Genomic DNA, 18988 nt, shown 5'->3' on the forward strand with positions numbered 1-18988 from the left:
TTACGGTGTCCCGCTTGCCAGACGATCATTGAAGACGCGCGCGAGACGCTGCATGCCATCGACCGTGAGCGAATCCTCGTGCCAACCTTCAAGATCAATGACAGAGGCCGTTCCGGTCACCGTCTTGTCCCAGCCGAACAGAAGTCTGCGGGCGCGAGCAGGGCTTGCCTGGCTTTTTAACAGCATCAGTTCACCAACCGGTTTCGCCTTGTAGCCGCGTGAAAGCTGCACGAGGAAATCGGTGACCCGAACATTCGCAGCCTCTTCTACGCTCGCCTTTGTGCTGCTCGGGCTGATTGCGCCGATAAGTTTCTGGGTGAGGCGGAACTCCTTCAGGAAGCCAAGCAGTCTGATCCGCCCAGTAAACAGCTTGCGGGTAAAATAGAGTGTGCGTTTGACACGACGTTCGGCATTCCAGAAGCGCTGGCGAAGCCAGGGCTGTGAGCGGAAGTAGCCGGGCGCCCAGGAATCGATTGCCGCCGTGAAGGCAACATCGACGCCCATTTCCTGCAGCTGGTGCGCAATTTCGATCGCCAGTATCCCGTTCACGCAAAGACCGACGATGCCCACGGGTCCCTGGCCAGGATGAATATCCATGGCGCGGATCACCGAGGCGGCCACGTCTTCGAGCGTGACGTCGGGTGAGACGTCATCTTCCGATACACTGAACATGTTGAGGTTATAGACCGACAGGCTGTCGTCCAGCCTGTTGGCCAGTTGGTAATAGAGAAAGGGGTGATTGATCGAATAGACCGCGCCGGGACCGGTGCCCTGCTTCAAGGTGCTGCGTTCGAAGACTGGTGCCGCCCTTTGTTGTGCGGATAGGCTGTCATCAACGAGTGGGCCAAACAGCGCTTCGCCGAAACCGCGCAGGGTCGGATGGCGGAAAAGCAGTGTCAGTTCCGGCTTGACTCCCAATGTTTCCCTGACCGCCGAGAGCATGCGCAGGGCCAGAAGCGAGTGTCCACCAAGCGCAAAGAAGTCCGACTCCGGATCAATGGATTTGACGTCGAGAACCCTCATCCATATCTCCGTCAAGAGGCGCATGCGCTCAGCCGGAGTGACGTCACATGCATGTTGGGCGAGGTCAGGTGCCCCAGCGATCGGGAGCGCTTTGCGATCAGGGGCTGCTGCGATTTCGGCTTCACCATTTGACCCCAACCACGACTTGGTGATTTGGACCGGTGACAGCGGCGCCGTCGGCGTACTCAAAGCCTGCTCGTAGACGTCTTGCCAGACTTTCAGAATATGCTCGATCGTGGAGCGGTCGAAGAGGTCGGTATTGTATTCGATCGACATGCGCCAGCCTGAGGGACGACCTACCATGCCGAAGCTGATGTCATAGACAACGCCGGGTGACTGCGAGGCGGCACTGATGAGCTCGAAGTCACCATAGGAGCGGTCCTCCATGAAGGCCTTCGACAGATTGAAGTTGACCGAAATCAGCGGATTGCGCGAGGGATCGCGCACCGGATTGATGAATTCGACCAGCTTGTTGAATGGCACGCGCTGGTGGTTGACCGCAGCAGTGACCGTCTTTGTCGCCGATGTCAGGTGTTCCTCAAAACTCATTTGCGGGCTGACAGGCACACGCAGGACCAGATTGTTGATGAACACGCCGATCATCGGCTCGAGATCGGAATGTTCGCGCCCGGCGATCTGGGTGCCGAAGAGTATGTCCTCGGATCCGGTGACCCGGTTGAGCACGGCACTGACGATGGCAACACCATAGGCAAAGAGCGAAACCTTGTGATCACGCGCGGCCGCTTCCATGCGCTCGCCGAATTCAACGGGTTTCACTGCAGAGAGGATCGTCCCATTGACGGTCTTGATCGCGGGTCTTGGGTGATCGCTTGGAACCTCGAAATAGGGAGCACCCGCCAGGGTTTCCTTCCAGAAGCTCTTTTCCGCCTCAAACCCATAGCTTGAAAGGTATTCCTGCTGCCACAAGGCATAGTCGCCATATTGCAATGGCAGGTCAGGCAGAGACGGTACGCGGCCGGCCTCCATGGCCGACGCGATCTCCCCGAGTTCGCGACCGAGCACGCGGATCGACCAGCCGTCAAAACAGGTCTGGTGCGCGGTGATCAGCAGGAATGCCCTGCTGTTTTCCACCATCAGCAAGGTGACGCGGAACAAGCCGGCCTGAGACAGATCGAAGGGAGCGGAGGCCGTTTCCTCGCCGATCGACAGGATGCGCTGTTCGCGCTGCTCTGCCGGCATGCTCCTCAAGTCGATCACCGACAGCTTGAAGTCGACAGCATCGAGCACCTGCTGGGTGGGATTGCCTTGTCGTTCGATAAAGCGTGTGCGCAGGATTTCGTGGCGCTGAATGATCTTGCGAAACGCCGCCTCGATCGTCGACGCCTTAAACGTCCCGCGAATTTCCCAACGCACCGCGACATTCAAGGCCGGGTTTCCAGGCTGCATCTGATCGAGGACCCAGCAACGCAGTTGGGTTTGCGTGCAGGGAAACTCGCCGATGATCTCGGGTGACTCCGTCGTCAGAGAGACGCTTTCGTGCTGGTTCATGATATCCGCTCCATGCTTCGCCGCGCGCCGTTCCGGAAGCTCGAAAGCGAGGGTATCTGATGGACGATGCCGCCTTCGTCAGGCGAACTGACGCTCAGCTGTTCCGCCGCCTTTTCGGCATAGGCGGCGAGTTCTGCAATCGACGGGTAACGGAGGAGGTGTTTGGCTTCGAGCGGCAGGCCGGCATCGAGCATTCGAGCCGCGATGCGGAATATCATCAGGGAATCTGCGCCGAGCGCATAGAGATTGTCTTCGACGCCGATCGGGTCGATGTCGAGTACACCCTCCCAGATGTCCATCAGCCGCTCTTCCATGGCTGTGCGCGGTGCCGTCTTTGCGGCTGCCTTGGTCTGCCCGTCGTCACGGCGCAGCTCGCGGGCTTCCAGGGCCTTGCGGTTGAGCTTGCCATTGCCTGTCAGAGGCAGTTCGATTTCCCGAGACCAGACGGAGGGCACCATATAGGCGGGCAGGTCGCGACGAACCGCCTTGGCAAGCTCTGCCGCATCCGCTGCCCGGGTCTCGGGGTTGGCGACGAAGTAGCAGGCAAGCAGCAGCTCTCCGCGGGCGTTTCTGGCGCCGACGACAGCGCATTGGCGCAGACCTTCGACCTTTGAGATCACCGCTTCGATCTCTCCAAGCTCAATGCGGAAACCGCGCAGTTTCACCTGATTGTCGCGTCGGCCAAGCAACTGCAACGAGCCATCCTTCAGACGCCGGCCGAGATCGCCGGTCTTGTAGAGGCGCTGCTCCTCACCAAGGCCGATATCGCAGGAGATGAATGCGGTCTCGGTCAGGTCTGGTCTGTCGAAATAGCCCTCCGCCAGGCCATCCCCGCCGATATGGAGTTCACCGACGACCCCGGGTGGCACAAGGCGACCATCGGGGCCGAGAATGTGAAGCTCGGTATTTGCGATCGGGTGACCGATCGTGATCGGTGCGTCCCCATCGGTGATCTTGGCCAACGACGACCAGATGGTGGTTTCGGTCGGACCATACATGTTCCATAGGGAGCCCTGCATGCCGGAAAGTGTGCGGGCAAGGCTTGCAGGCAGTGCCTCGCCACCACACAGCTTCTTCAAGGGACGGGTTTTATCGAGGCCGGCTTCAACCAGCATCTGCCAGAGTGTCGGGGTCGCCTGAAGCACGGTTGCAGCGCTTTCGTTGATGAGGCGAACAAGCGCGAAACCGTCTTCGACCTGCGAACGGTCAGCGATCACAACACTGCCACCGCAGATCAGCGGCAGGTAAAGTTCGAGGCCCGCGATGTCGAATGAGATCGTGGTGACCGCGACGATGACGTCGTCCGACGCGAAGCCTGGTTCCCTGGCCATCGAGCACAAGAAGTTCGTCAGCGAGCGGTGGCTGATCGAGACACCTTTGGGCGTTCCCGTCGACCCGGAGGTAAAGATCACATAGGCGGTGCTATCGGCGTGAGGCGGCAGGATATCCGGTGCTGATGCGGAGGAAGGGGCCAGAGCGCTGAGCACCTTGTCCAGCCGGATCGTCGCCGTTTTTAAGGTGCCGATCTCTGCCTCATCCGCGTCTGTCTTTGTGAGTGCCTCATTCGCATCCGTGTCGCAGACGATGGCAGCCGGTCTCGCGGCATTGAGCGTCTGGTGAAGGCGCGCCGCCGGATGACCAGGGTCAAGTGGCACATAAGCATGACCTGCCTTCATGATGCCGATCAGGGCCACGAGCATCTCGAGCGAGCGGTCTACCAGCAGCGCCACGCGCTCGCCCCGTCCGTGAAGGACTTTCTGGAGATGGTGGGCAAAGGCGTTGCTTTGCGCCTCAAGCTCCCCATAGGTCATCGATCGAGCGCCATGGCGCGCAGCGATAGCGCCCGCTTTCGATTGGGCCTGTCTGGCAACCAAGGTAACGACGCTGTCCTCGCGCGGATAGTCGGCAGCGCTTTCATTGAGATCCCGAGCCAGCCAATGCATTTCTCGTTGCGATAGCAGAGGCAGGTCGGTCACCAGCGAAGCGTCCTTTTCGGCGAGCGCCGTCAACAAGGTGATAAGGTGGCCAATCCAGCGCTCGACCGTTTCGCGGTCCAGGACGTCCGCATTGTAGTCGACGTCGATCCGGATGCCATCCTTGCTCTCGATCATGTTGAGGAACATGTCGAAATTCGCGAAGGATTTGGGGTTGGGCGTAATCGCGACGTCCAGTCCCTCGAATGTTGCATTTGCCGCGACACGTTCAAGGTTGAACTGAATGCCTGTCAACGGGAGGCGGCTGGGGTCACGCTTTACACCCAGCGTCTTGACGAGCGTGCCATACGTATAGTCCTGATGCTCGAAAGCCTTGAGAACCAGTTGTTGGGTGGTCTTCAGGTGATCCTCGAAGGAGGCTTCAAGATCGACCCGCTGGCGGATCGGTAGCAGATTGACACAGTGACCGACGAGGATCTTGTCTTCCAGCAGGCTCTGGCCTGCCGAGGGAACCGCGATAACGATGTCGGTCTGGCCCGAAAGGCGCGCAAGCATGACCTGAAGTGCCGCAAGCATGGTGGAAAACATCGTCGCACCAGACCGCGCGCCGCGCTTTCTCACCGCACCGCTTATGTCGGACGGAACGATCACCGTGCAGGTGCCGCCTGCAAAGCTGCGCCGATCTGGATGCGGACGATCGAAGGGCAGATCAAGGAGTTCGGGCGGCTGCTGATATTGTGCATGCCAGAATTGTGCGGTGTTTGAACCGACCTCGCCGCCGGGTGCATGGTGCTCGGCGTAGTCGGCAAAAGACATAGAGGGCTCAAGCATCGGCGATTCCGCCCGCAAGGCGGCCGTATAGGCCTGTGACAGCTCATTGATGATCACGTTCAGCGACCAGCCATCGCAGACGATGTGGTGTGCGGTAAACACCAGCACGTGCCGATCCTGCGCCATTGTCACGAGAAAAGCGCGTGCCAGTGGCCCTTCCACGAGATCAAACGGCGTCTTGGCATCGGCTTCGATCAGTTGCGCGAGCCTGGCCTTCGCCGACGGATCTTCAGACAGGTCGATCAGCTCGACCGGGAGCGTGAAGTCGGAGATGAAGCTGAAGCGTTCGCCGTTGCGATCGAAGCGAATATGCAAAGCATCATGGCGCGCGACGACGGCATGGATTGCCCGAACAAAGGCATGCTTGTCCAGCGTTCCAGACAACTCAAGGGACAAGGATTCGTTGAAGGAGCAGGAGGCTTCTTCACCGGCCTGTGCGGCAAGCCAGATCTCGGATTGCGCTTCGGTTAGTCGCGCACTCTTTGTCCGGTCTGGCTTGGAGAGCGCTGGCCGGGGCGAAGCTTGAGTGGCATTTGCCAGCCCGTTCAGCCCGCGCCCCGCCTTGGGCGCCAGGATGCCGACGCATTGCAGAGCGTCGACTGCATCGCGGAAGGCTCTGGCGATCGTCTTGAAGTCCTCTTCGCTATGGGCCGTCGTCAAGAAGCAGGGATAGCCCTCCTGGATGTGGATGCCGTTCATCCGAAGATAGGGGTAGAGCAGTCCGCCAAGCGGATCCTGACTGCTGAAATCGGTCACGAACCAGCTCTTGTAGCCGCGCAGGCATGGCGGGACGCCCCGCTTTTCGAGCTCCAGGTTGATTTCGTCGACAAGCGCTTCCGTTCGCTTTGCCACACGGTCGTAGAGCGCGGATCCATCGCCTTTGATGTGGTGAAGCACGGCACGGGCCGCTGCAAGAACCACCGGGTGGCGAACGAAGGTGCCGGCAAAGAAGGTCGGGACGACGTTGGGCACGCTGTCGTCACCATAGCGCCAGTAGCCTCCGTCAAGTGCGTCCATGAAGCGGTTGTTTCCTGCCAAGACCCCGATCGGCATGCCGCCGCCGACGACCTTGCCGTATGTTGCCATGTCACCCTTGATACCCCAGATCGCCTGCATGCCGCCGGGATCGACGCGAAAGCCGGTGACCACTTCATCGAAGACCAGTGCATAGCCTGACGTATCGGCGATCTCGCGCAATGTCGCGACGAAGTCACGCGGGCGAAGTTCGGGATGGCGGCTCTGAATAGGCTCGATGATGACGGCTGCCAGCTCGCCTGCATTTGCCTTGATCCAGTCCAGGCTCTCGTCTGTGCCATAGGGCAGGACGACCATGTTGCTCACCGAGCCGGAGGGAATGCCGGCGGCAATCGGCAGAGCGATCGGTTCCTTGGCGCGGGCGCGGCCCTTGACGAGGACCTCGTCGAACTGGCCGTGATAGTCGTTGGCGAACACAGCAATACGATCGCGACCGGTGACGGCGCGGGCAAGCCGCATGGCGGCCATAACGGCTTCAGAGCCAGTGTTGCAGAACGTCACCCGTTGATGGCCGGTCATGGCGCTGAAAAGTTCTGCGACCTCGCCAGCCAGTGGCGTCTGGGGACCAATTGCAAAACCGTCCTCCATCTGAGCTTTCATTGCCTCGACGACGAAATCCGGCGCATGGCCAAAGGCCGTCTGGCCGAAACCATTGACCAAGTCGATATATTCATGACCGTCGATATCCCAGATGCGCGCGCCCTTGGAGCGGTGGCACACCACGGGGAAGATCATTTCCTTCCATTCTGCTCTGAAGCCGGACGCCGTGCGCGGATCGGCCAGGCTGGCCCGATGGGCCTGGGTAAACTGCTTGGAGCCTTGGTTTCGATTGGAATAGGCAAGCACGAGGTCGTTGATGAAGGCTCCTTGCTCCGCGCTGGTCTGCGCCATGCCCCTCTTGCCGGACTGCTGATAGTGGCGATATCGCGCGCCGCCGATTTCCTCGGTTTCCGCCGCCTCCGGGCCGGGTTTTCCAAGCGCTACAGGCTCAGGGTCAGTGGAGGGGGCAGGACTGGCGGGAGACGGCGTTTCAGACGTCGTTGGCGCAGATGATGCGCTTGCGGTCACGCCGCCGCCCTGAAGCAGCTGGAACTGCTGTGCAAAGAGGTCCTGCGCCAAGCGCAGCTGGGATTGCAGCAGCGCTTCGAGGCCCGGTGCCGCTGCCGCGCGGTCAGCGATCTGCATCACCGCTGAAGGTGTCGACGAAGGCGTTGTCGTCTGGACCGCTATGGCGGACGGACCGGTTGTAATCGATGCTGGCTGCGGTTTGATTGGGACGTCAGCGTCTGCCGGGTCCGGAGGCAGCACCCGATCGAGATGGCGCGCCAGTGCCGCGACCGATGGGATGTTGGCCAACAGTTCACGAAACGAGATCCTGACGCCGTAGAGCCGGTCGATCTTCTGGGCAAACTGGCCGATAAACAGGCTGTCGAAGCCAAGTTCGAGGAAAGTGTCATTGATGTTTTGCGCATCAATCGGCTCGCCGGACATCTCGCCCAAGAGCGAGATCAAGGCAGACTCGAGCTTTGCAATGCGGCTCGGGACCGTCACGGTGTTGATGGCGTTCATGGTTTCCACCTCACTTGATGCGAATTGCTCGCGCTTGATGCTCTGTTTGCCGTCCAAACTTGCCGGGCGTTCGGCGCGCCTGCGCCGCTCGGATGGCGGCGCTTCGATCCAGTGTCGCTGCCGCTGGAAGGGATAGGTCGGCAGGGGGATGGACTGGCGAGGATTGCCGTTGAGACCCGGCCAGGGAAGATTGCTGCCTGCCATCCAGAGTCTGGCATGGGCGTCGGCCACGAAGTGTCTGGCCAAGGCTGCGCTGTCGTGTTCCGGCAGGGACTGGACGATGGCCGGGAGTTGATCACGGCCAATCGTCTGCGCCGCAAAGACCGACAGGCTTCGACCTGGCCCGACCTCGAGCAAGATGGGGTGTTGATCCTTGCACAGGGTCAACAGACCATCGGAAAAACGCACCGGTTCGCGGCAGTGGCGTGCCCAGTAGTCCGGCGACGAGCTGAAAACCTCGCTCTGCCAGTCGCCCGTCACGCAGGAGATGTAGGGGATGGTCGCCTGCCCGTAGGTCACTTTGGACGCCACATCCCGCAGGGCATCGATGCACGGGTCCATCATTGCGGAATGGAAGGCGTGCGACGTATGCAGCCTGCTGAAGGCGATCCCGGCTTTTTCCAGGCGGAAACAAAGCGCTTCTATATCGTCCACTGGGCCGGAGGCGACGCAGAGTTTTGGCGCGTTGATTGCGGCGATTTCCGCCTCGCCCACGAGTTGGTTGGCAAGCACGTCGGGGGCTGCGCGCACCGATATCATCGCGCCTGGAGACTGCTCCTGCATCAGCTGTCCGCGCGTGGCCACCAGTGTTAACGCGTCCTCGAACGAGATTACGTTGGCAAGCGTCGCGGCCACGAACTCGCCGACGCTGTGGCCGATCATTGCCGTCGGCTTCAGGCCACGGGAGATCCAGAGCTGGGCCAGGGCATATTCCACGAGATAAAGGCAAGGCTGAGCAATGCGTGTTTCTCGCTGTTCCTCGGCCAAAGCGCGGCTGACGGGACCGGCGTGGCAGATATACTCCTTCAAATCGATGCCAAAGCGCATCTTCAAGAGCTCGGTGCCGCGATCGATCCAACGGGCAAATTCCGGTTCGCTGGTATGCAGCGCAGCCCCCATGCCAACATACTGGGCGCCCTGGCCTGGAAACATGAAGACGACCGGCGGAGGGCAGTCCTCTGCGACAGCGGTTGTCGGGTTTTCCCGCTTCAGTCCCTCGATGGCCTCTTCAATCGTTTCGGCCGATATCGCGGTACGGGTGCGAAAGGCGTGGCGCCCCTCCTGCAGCGTTGTGGCAAGCGCCTCGATTGAGATGTCTCGATTCTTCTCCAGATGGCCCACGAGATTGCGTCGCATCTGCGACAAGGCAGCTTCCGAGCGGGCCGACAGGGGGAGGATCAGGGGTGCGGTCGTCCTGGCCTCTCCCTTGATGGGTTTGGGGGCCTCTTCCAGGACGACGTGTATATTGGTCCCGCCAACCCCAAACGCGCTGACGCCTGCGCAGCGCGGTGTGGAGCCAGCCGGCCAGTCGCTCGTCCGGTCGGGAATGTAAAATCGCGTATTGTCGAGATCTACGTGTGGATTGGGGGCCTTGAAGTTGGGCATCGCGGGGATCTTGCCGTGATGCAAGGCAAGAGTCGCCTTGATGAGGCCCGCGACCCCGGCCGCTGCATCAAGATGGCCGATCGACCCCTTCAAGGAGCCGAGGGCGCAGCTTTTGCGTTGCAGAGGCGCCCGCGAAAACGCCTGCGTGAGGCCAGAGAACTCAATCGGATCGCCCAGCGGGGTCGCAGTGCCATGGCACTCGATGTAGCCGATCGCTGCGGGATCAATACCCGCATGGGCGATCGCAGCCGTGATAACGTCTGCCTGTCCCTCTGCACTTGGGGCGGTAAAACCGATCTTGTCAGACCCGTCATTGTTGACGCCATAACCGCGGATGATCGCATAGATCATATCGCCGTCGGCCAAGGCGTCTTCGAGCCGCTTGAGGAGAACAACGCCGGCTCCGCTGCCGAAGACCGTGCCGGATGCATCCGCATCGAAGGGACGGCAGACGCCGTCTCGGGAAACCATCCCGCCTTCCTGATAGATACAGCCGCGCTTCTGCGGATGGGTGATCGAGACACCGCCGGCCAGCGCCATATCGCAACTATAGGTCAGAAGGTTCTGGCATGCCTGCGAGACGGCAAGCAGCGAAGTGGAGCAGGCCGATTGCAGCGTGAAGGCTGGGCCGCGCAGATTGAGCTTGTAGGCGATGCGCGTTGCAAGCGCGTCGCCGAGCGAACCTATCAGTTGGTTGTAGCAGCCGATCTGATAGTTGGACGTGACTTCCTCGACGGCCGCGCGGTCGGGAAGCACATTGTTGAGCAGGTAAGTTGGCATCGAGCAGCCGGCAAAGACACCGACCAGACCAGGCGCTTGATAGGGATCGTACCCGGCAGACTCCAAGGCTTCCCAGCAGATTTCCAGAAAAACCCGATGCTGAGGATCGGTCAATGCCGCTTCGCGCGCGAACATGCCGAAGAATTCGGCATCAAACATATCTACGTCGGCAAGGTGCGGACGGCATGCGACATAGTCGGGTGACGCGCGTTCCTCGTCTGTGAACCCATCTTCGATCTCGTCTGCTTTGAAGATGCGGAAAGCATTTTCTCCACTTTTCACGAGGTCCCACAGACCTTGAACGCTGTCGGCCTTCGGAAAGCGTCCGGACATTCCGATGATTGCGATGCCGCCGGAAACATCAGGGTCGACCTCGGCATTCTTGGGAGCATGGCCGTTTGGCCGCAGGTCGACGGTCATGACATGCTCCGGCGGAAGCTAGACATCGTCCTGCGCTGCTGGGCGGCGCGTTGATCCGCGGCTGTGGTCCCGGAGGAGGCTTGCTCACGGCCATCGAGAAAACGAGCCATGTCACGCACGGTCGGGTATTTGAAAAGGGCCAGAACCTCCAGGCGCTGGCCCATCGCTAGCTCGAGGCCCGCATGAACCCGCATCAGCTGCAGCGAGGTCCCGCCTAGGTCAAAGAAATTGCGATCCGCAGGAACGACTTCCAAGCCGAGAGCGTCACGCCACAGCCGAATTAGAATGTCTTCAGAGCGGCTGCGCACGGCGACCGGGGTGGCGTCCTCGACGGGCGGCAGCGGTAGTGCTGCCCTGTCGATCTTGCCCGCATGCGTCAAGGGGAAGTCGGAAACGACGATTGCCGTACTCGGGATCATGTAAGCCGGCAGACTGCTGCGCAAACGCTCCATTACCGAGGGGACGAAATTGCTATTGGCAACGTCCTGGGCTTCGCTCGGGCGCAGATAAGCGATGATGCGCTTCAGCCCGCCGATCTCCCGGCATTCGACGATGGCTTCGGCAAGCCGCGGCTGGCGCCGCAGAACGGTTTCGATTTCCTCCAGTTCGATGCGTTTTCCGTTGATCTTCACCTGCCGATCGCGGCGCCCGCGAAAATGGAAGATCCCAGCCTCGTCCATGACGGCAAGGTCGCCCGTGAGATAGCAACGGCGCTCTCCCTCGGGTGTGTCGATGAAGATGAAGCGTTCGGCAGTGAGGTCTGGTCTGTTGAAATAACCGAGGGCCAGCCCATCGCCGGCAATCGCAATCTGTCCCTCGATGCCGGGCGGGACGATTTGAAACTCATCGTCCAGCAGAAAGACATCGGTATGCGCAATCGCTTCACCAATCGGCAATTCGGCACCGGTGAAATGTCGCGGGACGGTATATGTGGTTGCAATGCAGGACGCTTCGGTCGGACCATAGACATTGGTCAGAAGGCAGGCCGGATGCGCTGCGATAAATCGCTTCACATGGGCCGCCGACGCAACCTCACCACCGAAAATGGCCTGCCGAAGGCTAGGCATGGGCTCGTCTACATGGTCGGCAAAGACGTTGAAGAGGCCGGTGGTAAAGTTCAAGAACGTGATGTCGTGCTTGCGGATCAGGTCCCGCATGTCGGTCAGCGAAAAATTTGCCTTCGCCATAATCACCAGAGTTGCGCCGTTTAAAAGTGCGCCCCAGATGTCAACAGTCGATGCATCGAACGAGATCGTCGTTGAATGAAGCACCCTGTCGGCGGGTGAGAAGGCGAGGAAGTTCTGGTCGAGAACCAGGCGCGTGATCCCGGCGTGGGGAACCGCTACCCCCTTGGGACGACCGGTCGAACCCGAAGTGTACATCACATAGGCGAGGTCTGCGCCGCCAATGGCCGGCAACTGCGAGGCGTCGCTGGGTTCGAGGTCGCTCATGAGCGACGGCAGATCAATCACCTGCGTGGCGGACCCTGCAATTTCACTGAGGCCCGGCTCCGGCTTACCAAAGGTGAAGACGACCTTCGGGCTGCATTCCTGCAAGACATTGTGCAAATGATCGGACGGGTAGGCCGGATCCAACGGCAGATACGCCGCCCCCGCCTTCAAGATCGCAAGCTTGGCAACCACTGTTTCCAGCGATCGCGGCACAAGGAGGCAGACAACGTCACCCTTTTCGATACCACATGCGATCAGATGGCTGGCGAGATCATTCGAGATCTGGTCGAGCTCGCCATAGGTTAGGCGCGCATCACCGCAGATGATCGCTATCGCCTCAGGCGTGGAAAAGGCATGCTGCCTTACGATTTCGGGCACCCCCTTTCTCTTGTCATAGCGGATTGCCCGGCGAGGGGGGCTTTCCCCCGTCATGGCGCTGCGCACGTCAACGTCCTGGACACCAGTCATCATCATCCCACTCCAACTGCCTGCCCGACCGGTCCTGAATGAAAGCGCCCGCGCTTAAGGCGGGTCAGGGTGCGAGGCATTCCCCGGCTTCAGAATTTCACGGGCGCGTGAAATGAAAATCTGGTCATTGGGGTGAAATCAGACGATCAGCTAGTCTTCGCCTCATCCGTTTGGCCAGTAACCGAGTGGCCAAGGCCTTTGAAAATGGAGTGGGTCCCCGTCTTCATGAGTAACGGCCTGACTGGCGGCGCCAGCCTTGGGGCACCCACCGGATCTGGCACTGATTCACATCTCTGCAGGTGCAGCTTACGTATCCCGGTGCCACGCGCGAAGCGAGGCGCCTCTCCTACTCCAAAAGAAGTATAAATTGATAATAGCTAATCCATTTGGGTGGTGGCAGCTTAGAATGGAGGTAGGAGAGACGCTGTATTGCCAAGATTTCGATCATTGTCCCTCGAATGAAGAATTGTTTCTTCAGTTGCGGTCTGAAGCCCGAAATTACAGTGGCTTGTGCCCTGGAACAATTATGCGGGCATGCATGTTGGATTGCAGCCTCAAAGGATTTGGGAGGAATTATGACGATGTGGATTACACCGAAAAGTATTTGTGGTATTTGTACATTAGTCTGCGGGGTGCGGACGAGTGGGCGAACTTATGCGGCTGGGTGATCATTCTATCAGTGGGAACATAGCGGGTTCGGAACATCGCAGGCAGGATACCCGATTGCTTCGGGCGACGCTGCGCCAATACCCGGCGGGAACCACGCTTTTCGACAGTGGGAGCACGATGTCACGTGTTCTCCTGATCGAGCGCGGCTGGATTATCGCCAGCAAGATGATGTCGAATGGGACCCGGATCGTCACCGATTTCTTCTTGCACGGCGACGTGCTTTCGTCCGTCTCCACCGCCATGTCCCAGGAAGCGGTTCAGACCGTTGGTGAAGTCAGCTGCTACGAGTTCCCCGGACAGATTTCAGGCGAGGCCGGGTCGCAGCTGCCGCTGATCCTGACGGTCGAGCTTATGAAGCGCAATGCGCGGATCACCGAGCGGCTGGCGAGCGTTGGACGACGTGACGCGTTTGGACGGACCGGTCATCTCCTCCTGGAGCTTGGAATCCGCGCCCGCAATACATCGCGTCCCGATCTGGACGGGTTCGAATGCCCACTCAAGCAGTCCGAGATCGGCGATGCGCTCGGTCTCTCCACTGTCCACGTCAATCGTGTGTTGAAGGAGATGCGCTTGGGCGGCCTATTGTCCTTCCGCAATGGTATTGTCGAGTTTCTCAATCGCCGGAAACTGATGGATCTGGTTGATTTCGACCCAAGTTACCTGTCTTCGATCTCAGGCGATGCCCCTGACCGTCAGGACGTCTAGCGCTGCCCCTCTAGCCTGGTTTTCTTCCACGAAAGACGGTGTTCAAGCCGGCTCAAGCTAATTCCTTTGGGTCCAAATTTGAGTCGAATGCAATAACTTTCGGGGGGACTTAACCTAGGTTAATGCACTCCTAACAAACCCGTGAAATTCTGCAGCCGTAAATTAGGAGACATTTATATGGACGGCAGGCCCCCATGTCGGGGGTGCGTACTTCGTTTTTCTTCGAGCTGCCAATGCGGCTCGGGCAGCACATTGAGGGGGTTTGAAATGAGTGCTTACGCGTCGACCTCAAACATTAGCAAAAAGCTTGCACAGGCCGATATCGACTACATCAGTTCGTTGACGACAAGCCAAGGGATCGAGGCAATGTCCAACGATTACATCCTCATACTCGACAGTCGGGTTCTGGATAGAGAATGCTTGTCGCGGAGTCTTCTGGGCTACGATCCGCGGATCCAGATCGTAGGGGTTGGCTCGGTTGAGGAATGGCGCAAACGCCAGCTCCCCTCAGATCCTTCCGCCATTCTGTTGGTTTTGACAGCCAACAGAGCCGACGGATCTTTCCCCAGTGAAAAGATCGACGAGGTGGTGGCTGCATTCAAGCTCACCCCTGTGATCGTGATTGCTGAATCCGACGATCTTGGCGATATTCTAAAGGCCATCGACTGTGGCGCACGCGGCTATATCCCAACCAGCGTGAACATCAGTGTGGCGGCCGAGGCAATCTCGCTGGCGCGGGCAGGCGGGGTCTTCATTCCCGCCAGCAGTCTTCTGGCCAATCGCGATGCGTTGAACTCGGTGGTCAAGGGGACAAGCTATCTGCATGAGGGTTTCACGCCCCGCGAGATTGAGGTTGCTGAGGCGTTGCGGCGCGGCAAGGCAAACAAGATCATCGCCTATGAAATGAACCTCTGTGAAAGCACGGTGAAAGTGCATATCCGCAACATCATGAAGAAGCTGAATGTCACCAATCGAACCCAAGTGGCATTCAAGCTGAAGTAGGCATCGCAACACCGGGAGATCGAACATCTGCTGTGATGGTCGGATGATGCTATCTGTGAAAAGAGCCGGTTGTCCTAAGAAAACGACCGGCATTTTCATGTGTGGAGCCGTGTAAAGACGACCTCTTGCGCCTCAATAAACGATCTTCAGAACCACAGGATGATCGCTGATTTCAATCTCGATCTCCGTCAGGCTTTCAAATGTCGAGACCGCAGTGCTGCCGACGGTCGCGTCATAGAGGTCGAGCCTCTTCGCCATCTTGTCCAAACTGACCTTCAACTTGTTCGTGCCGACAAGTGACTCACCCCAGATGACCAGCTGGAAGGTGCCATCGCTATGTTGCAGCAGGAGATCGTGGACCGTTTCGAACTTCGGCGTGATCGTATAGTCGAGCCTTTCCAAGGCCTCGCTTCTCCCATCGTCGGCGAGGATTCTCGTCAGATTATGCAGGTAGTGAGCGCCAAGCCTTGGCTTGTATTGCGGATCGAAGAAGCCATAGGTCTGCACGCCCTCCTCGTCTGTCCGGTCCCGCAGAATATAAACCGCCGTATGACGGTAGCCTCGGACGAATTGCGACAGGTAAAGGTTGACGAGATTGACCCCCTGCAGGGCCTCGTCAACATTGCCCTTGATCGCCACGCCTGTCTCGGTGGTCACCCGTGGCAGGTCGACCAGATCCTCCTCGGAATAGCCTTCGAACCGGTTGGCCCAGGTCCGCCCGAAATTTCCATAGAGACCATCGACCGAGGTCGCGCTCGACGGATCAGCTGCGTCCCAGGTCTTGTTGTCGGCCGGGTCCGGGACATTGGGATGGTAGAGATAGTTGTGCACATTGGCATAATCGGCAAAGCGGGTTCCGGCCTGCATCAGCGTATTGGCCTCTTCCGGGATGGTCAGGAATTGCAGGCCGGCATTGTCCGTCTGCGCCCCAGGCTCGGAGAGTGACCAAACGGGATAGGCAGCCAGTTCCGGGTCACTCTTGACCATGCGGTAGAGATCAGCATGAAGCTTTGCCAGCGGCAACCAGGATGACCGCCCGCCGCCCTTTTCGCCTTTGTAGGTGACCGGCCAGTTGTTGGGCTCGTTATTGCCTTCGAAGGCCAAAAGCGCACCGGCTCGCGCCAGGATGCGTCCAGTCGCCACCAGTCTTTCGACGTCGCTGATCCCGCTGCCCAATCCCCAACTGATCTTCACGCCCGCCTCTTCGTGCAGGCGCAGAAAGCTTTCAATCCTCAGGGGGCCGCTATCGCTCAGCCCCTCAATCCCGCCGCGAAGCCATCGGAAGCCTCCGTATCGGAGCATGGCGAGTGTCTTTTCATAGGGCTGTCCACGGTCTTCGAAGGTCGACACCACCCCGATGCTGTCGAGGAAGTCCGACGTGGCTCGTGCTTGAACACCCTCGGCTTGAACAGTGCCGGGTGCTAGCCCGCAAAGGATGACCAGGGCGCTCATCGCAAGCTTGAAGGTTTGCACTTGTGTTGCAGTCCTGGCGATCGTCTTCAGCATGCCGGTCATCTCCTGCCTCGTTACATTCTGGGGCAAGGGTGGACTGAGCGCGACGCCCCGAGCAGTCAGGCGGATACGGATGCCCGCGTTGATCTGGTAAGCTGATGGTCGTCCAGTTCCCAGTCGCAGACCACCCGCCGAATAGCCTCCTCATCTTTATCACGGCTCAGAAAGGGCATGGTATTGGCCATTCGGTTTCTGAAAGAGCGCAGGCGGTACGCCATCCGTCTGAGGGGCGATATCTTCCGGACAAAAGGTGAAAGGCAGGGGTAGCTCTTCAGCGCCTCGCGATAGACGGCTGAGTGCGACCGTGAACACGGAAAGTAGACGCCGTCCCAGGGCTTGGGATGAGAGGCGAAATGGATGATGGTCGGGCGCTTGTCGAGGAGATGGAGAAACTGTCTTGGAAAGTTCCAGCGGTTTGAGATGAAGATGAGCGCATCGCCAGCCACCGAGTTCAGGGCCCCCTGGTCATGCAGATGGCCGCCATTTCTGATGAAGTGCTCGAAGGCTGCAGCGCCGATCCAGTCTGCAGGATCGAATTTCAAGACTCCCGAATTGAAGTAGGTTGGTTTCTTCCTGGTAAGAGCAGTCTCGACGATCGAGGTATAGTCCATCGCTGCTACCACTTTGCCGGGCGGGACAATCAGGTCCTCGAGCGGGCCAAGGTCGCCGACAATCTGGGTATCCCCGTCGATGTAAATCACCTGGCGATAATGCTGCGGAAGAAGATCGGACAGCAGCAGTCGACCCATGGCTGCAATGGTGATCCTCGCCTTAAAATCAGTGCGATCGACCTTGGCGAACCGCTCCGCGAGCAATTGCGATCCATCAACAGGCTTCAGTCCGGCTGAATTGCAAAAATCGAGCGCCTCATAGTGATGCCTGAACCGCTCTGTGAAGACGATCACCACGTCAGTCGAAGGAGAGGCAGCCTTTCGGGCCTGAAGGGCGGAAACTGCGGTCGGAAAGAAATAGTTCTCATCCGTCACATAGGTGATACATTGGGTATTCAAGTCGAAATCCCCCTGTCCATATCATCAATAAGTACAAGTTCGTTTGTGCCCCTGCAATCGGCTATGGAAGATATCTCTTCCATTGGCAGGACGACTTATGCTGGAAAACTACAAATGCTCCGCCTTCATCACATACGAACAGGACGCGTTGTCAACGTGGGTATGTGACCTCGCCTCTCGTTGGAGAGCTCGGCGGCTTTGTTCCATTGGCCTGCGGTGAGCAAGATGGTGTCCCGTCCCGCTGACCACCGATCAAACGCTGCAACGCTGAAAGTCTTCGTTCATCTTGCCGAAAACAAGGATGCCAGGCGATGGCGGCAAAGCTGGTTGGCGAAGACACTGGTCGGTGTCAATGACGAGACGCCTTATGGTTATGGTCGCGCCGAGAAACTCGGTTGCAGCGTGACATTTTCCGGAGGCTCTTCGGAGACCTTGCTGGCAAAGTTTTTCCGCTACGGCCTGCGCTTCATTCTCGGTTTCGATTTCGTTCATGCTTGGCGCCAACGCCACGCCTTTGAACGCGCCGATGTGATCTGGACTCATACGGAGTCCCAGTATCTGGCCGTCGCGGCAGTAGCGCTGATCACGGGCATGAAAACCAGGATCATCGGTCAGAGTGTCTGGCTGTTTGACCATTGGGATCAATTGTCATGGGTGAAGCGCCGCCTTTATGCCTTGCTGATCAATCGCGTGGATGTTCTGACGTTCCTTTCTCCCGCCAATTTGCGCATGGCCAGGGCACGTTTTCCCAAGGCCGATGCCCGCTTCGTGCCCTTCGGCATACCCACAGAACATAAGGTTGAGCCGAGGATAAGGTCGCAGGAACCGTTCCGGATCCTGGCCATTGGAAGCGACAGGCATCGCGACTGGAAGACACTTGTCGAGGTGGTCAGGGATTGCCCCGACATGTCCTTGACCATTCTCTCCGGCACTGTGCCACGGAAGCTCGTTACGGGTATTGCCAATGTCGAGGTTCGCTTGGCGAGAACCACCGGCGAGCTTCACGAGGCCTTCGAGCGGGCAAGCGTGGTCTGTGTACCACTTCTAGAGAACCAGCACGCAAGTGGCATTACGGTCATTCAGGAGGCCGCACTTTTCGGTGTGCCGGTGATTGCCTCCGATACGGGTGGCCTGCGGCACTACTTCCTCGACCGTGAAATCCGATACGTTCCAAGAGGCGATCATGCCGCGCTGCAGGAAGCGCTGGTCGAGATACGCGCCTGTCCGCAAGATGCACGAGAGATGGCTGTTCGCGCCCAGGCGAGAATGGGCCAGAATGGGCTTGGCGTCGATGCCTATATTCAGGATCACGTGCGCATCAGCCACGATCTGATGAAGGCTGGCAAAACGCGTCAAGCCGTGGCCACCCAGGAGATGCGTGGCAATGAAGCATGAGCGGCTATCGATAGGCTTAAGGACCGGCCTTTGGTTGACCAGCTGCAGAATGTCTCACGCGGCGAGTATC

General features: G+C 59.0%; 8 protein-coding genes. 3 read left to right on the forward strand and 5 right to left on the reverse strand.

Annotated elements, in window-relative coordinates:
• Genes QWE_RS15335 through QWE_RS15345 form a run of 3 tightly spaced genes read right to left on the reverse strand, consistent with a single transcriptional unit; the run spans position 1 to position 12535 of the window.
• The gene (locus QWE_RS15335; protein WP_006727065.1) at positions 1 to 2532 is read right to left on the reverse strand and encodes a condensation domain-containing protein; all 2532 of its coding nucleotides are present in this window, start codon (positions 2530 to 2532) and stop codon (positions 1 to 3) included.
• Complete coding sequence (locus tag QWE_RS15340; protein ID WP_006727066.1) at positions 2529 to 10706, reverse strand: hybrid non-ribosomal peptide synthetase/type I polyketide synthase; 8178 nt, start codon at positions 10704 to 10706, stop codon at positions 2529 to 2531. Before QWE_RS15340 ends, QWE_RS15335 begins: the two co-directional genes overlap by 4 nt.
• Positions 10703 to 12535, reverse strand: coding sequence for an amino acid adenylation domain-containing protein (locus QWE_RS15345; RefSeq protein ID WP_240532557.1), 1833 nt, complete (start codon positions 12533 to 12535; stop codon positions 10703 to 10705). The genes QWE_RS15340 and QWE_RS15345 overlap by 4 nt, the downstream gene beginning before the upstream one ends.
• Positions 12536 to 13411: 876 nt before the next feature.
• Here QWE_RS15345 and QWE_RS15350 point away from each other — a divergent pair.
• Together QWE_RS15350 and QWE_RS15355 are read left to right on the forward strand one after the other, a co-directional pair.
• Positions 13412 to 13999 (forward strand): Crp/Fnr family transcriptional regulator, encoded by a 588-nt coding sequence (locus tag QWE_RS15350; RefSeq protein WP_240532558.1) that lies wholly within the window; start codon positions 13412 to 13414, stop codon positions 13997 to 13999.
• A 267-nt stretch (positions 14000 to 14266) separates the two neighbouring features.
• Positions 14267 to 15001 (forward strand): LuxR C-terminal-related transcriptional regulator, encoded by a 735-nt coding sequence (locus QWE_RS15355; RefSeq protein ID WP_006727069.1) that lies wholly within the window; start codon positions 14267 to 14269, stop codon positions 14999 to 15001.
• Between the two features lie 132 nt (positions 15002 to 15133).
• Here the strand turns inward: QWE_RS15355 and QWE_RS15360 are convergent, their stop codons facing one another.
• Together QWE_RS15360 and QWE_RS15365 are read right to left on the reverse strand one after the other, a co-directional pair.
• Entirely contained in the window at positions 15134 to 16507 is a 1374-nt protein-coding gene (locus QWE_RS15360) for a glycosyl hydrolase (RefSeq protein ID WP_157790714.1), read from the reverse strand.
• A gap of 65 nt (positions 16508 to 16572) precedes the next feature.
• Entirely contained in the window at positions 16573 to 17523 is a 951-nt protein-coding gene (locus tag QWE_RS15365; RefSeq protein WP_006727071.1) for a glycosyltransferase family 8 protein, read from the reverse strand.
• 225 nt (positions 17524 to 17748) lie between these two features.
• Between QWE_RS15365 and QWE_RS15370 the strand changes: the two genes are divergently transcribed.
• A complete protein-coding gene (locus tag QWE_RS15370; protein ID WP_006727072.1) occupies positions 17749 to 18918 on the forward strand; it encodes a glycosyltransferase family 4 protein in 1170 nt (389 codons plus the stop codon).
• Positions 18919 to 18988 lie beyond the last annotated feature (70 nt).

This window comes from Agrobacterium albertimagni AOL15 (assembly GCF_000300855.1).
Lineage (GTDB): Bacteria > Pseudomonadota > Alphaproteobacteria > Rhizobiales > Rhizobiaceae > Allorhizobium > Allorhizobium albertimagni.

What these genes read in the sequence shown, in the direction of transcription:
- QWE_RS15335 (WP_006727065.1), bottom strand. Translation starts at nt 2,532, where the DNA reads ATGAACCAGCACGAAAGCGTCTCTCTGACGACGGAGTCACCCGAGATC.
- QWE_RS15340 (WP_006727066.1), bottom strand. Translation starts at nt 10,706, where the DNA reads ATGACCGTCGACCTGCGGCCAAACGGCCATGCTCCCAAGAATGCCGAG.
- QWE_RS15350 (WP_240532558.1), top strand. Translation starts at nt 13,412, where the DNA reads ATGTCACGTGTTCTCCTGATCGAGCGCGGCTGGATTATCGCCAGCAAG.
- QWE_RS15355 (WP_006727069.1), top strand. Translation starts at nt 14,267, where the DNA reads ATGAGTGCTTACGCGTCGACCTCAAACATTAGCAAAAAGCTTGCACAG.
- QWE_RS15360 (WP_157790714.1), bottom strand. Translation starts at nt 16,507, where the DNA reads ATGCTGAAGACGATCGCCAGGACTGCAACACAAGTGCAAACCTTCAAG.
- QWE_RS15370 (WP_006727072.1), top strand. Translation starts at nt 17,749, where the DNA reads ATGGTGTCCCGTCCCGCTGACCACCGATCAAACGCTGCAACGCTGAAA.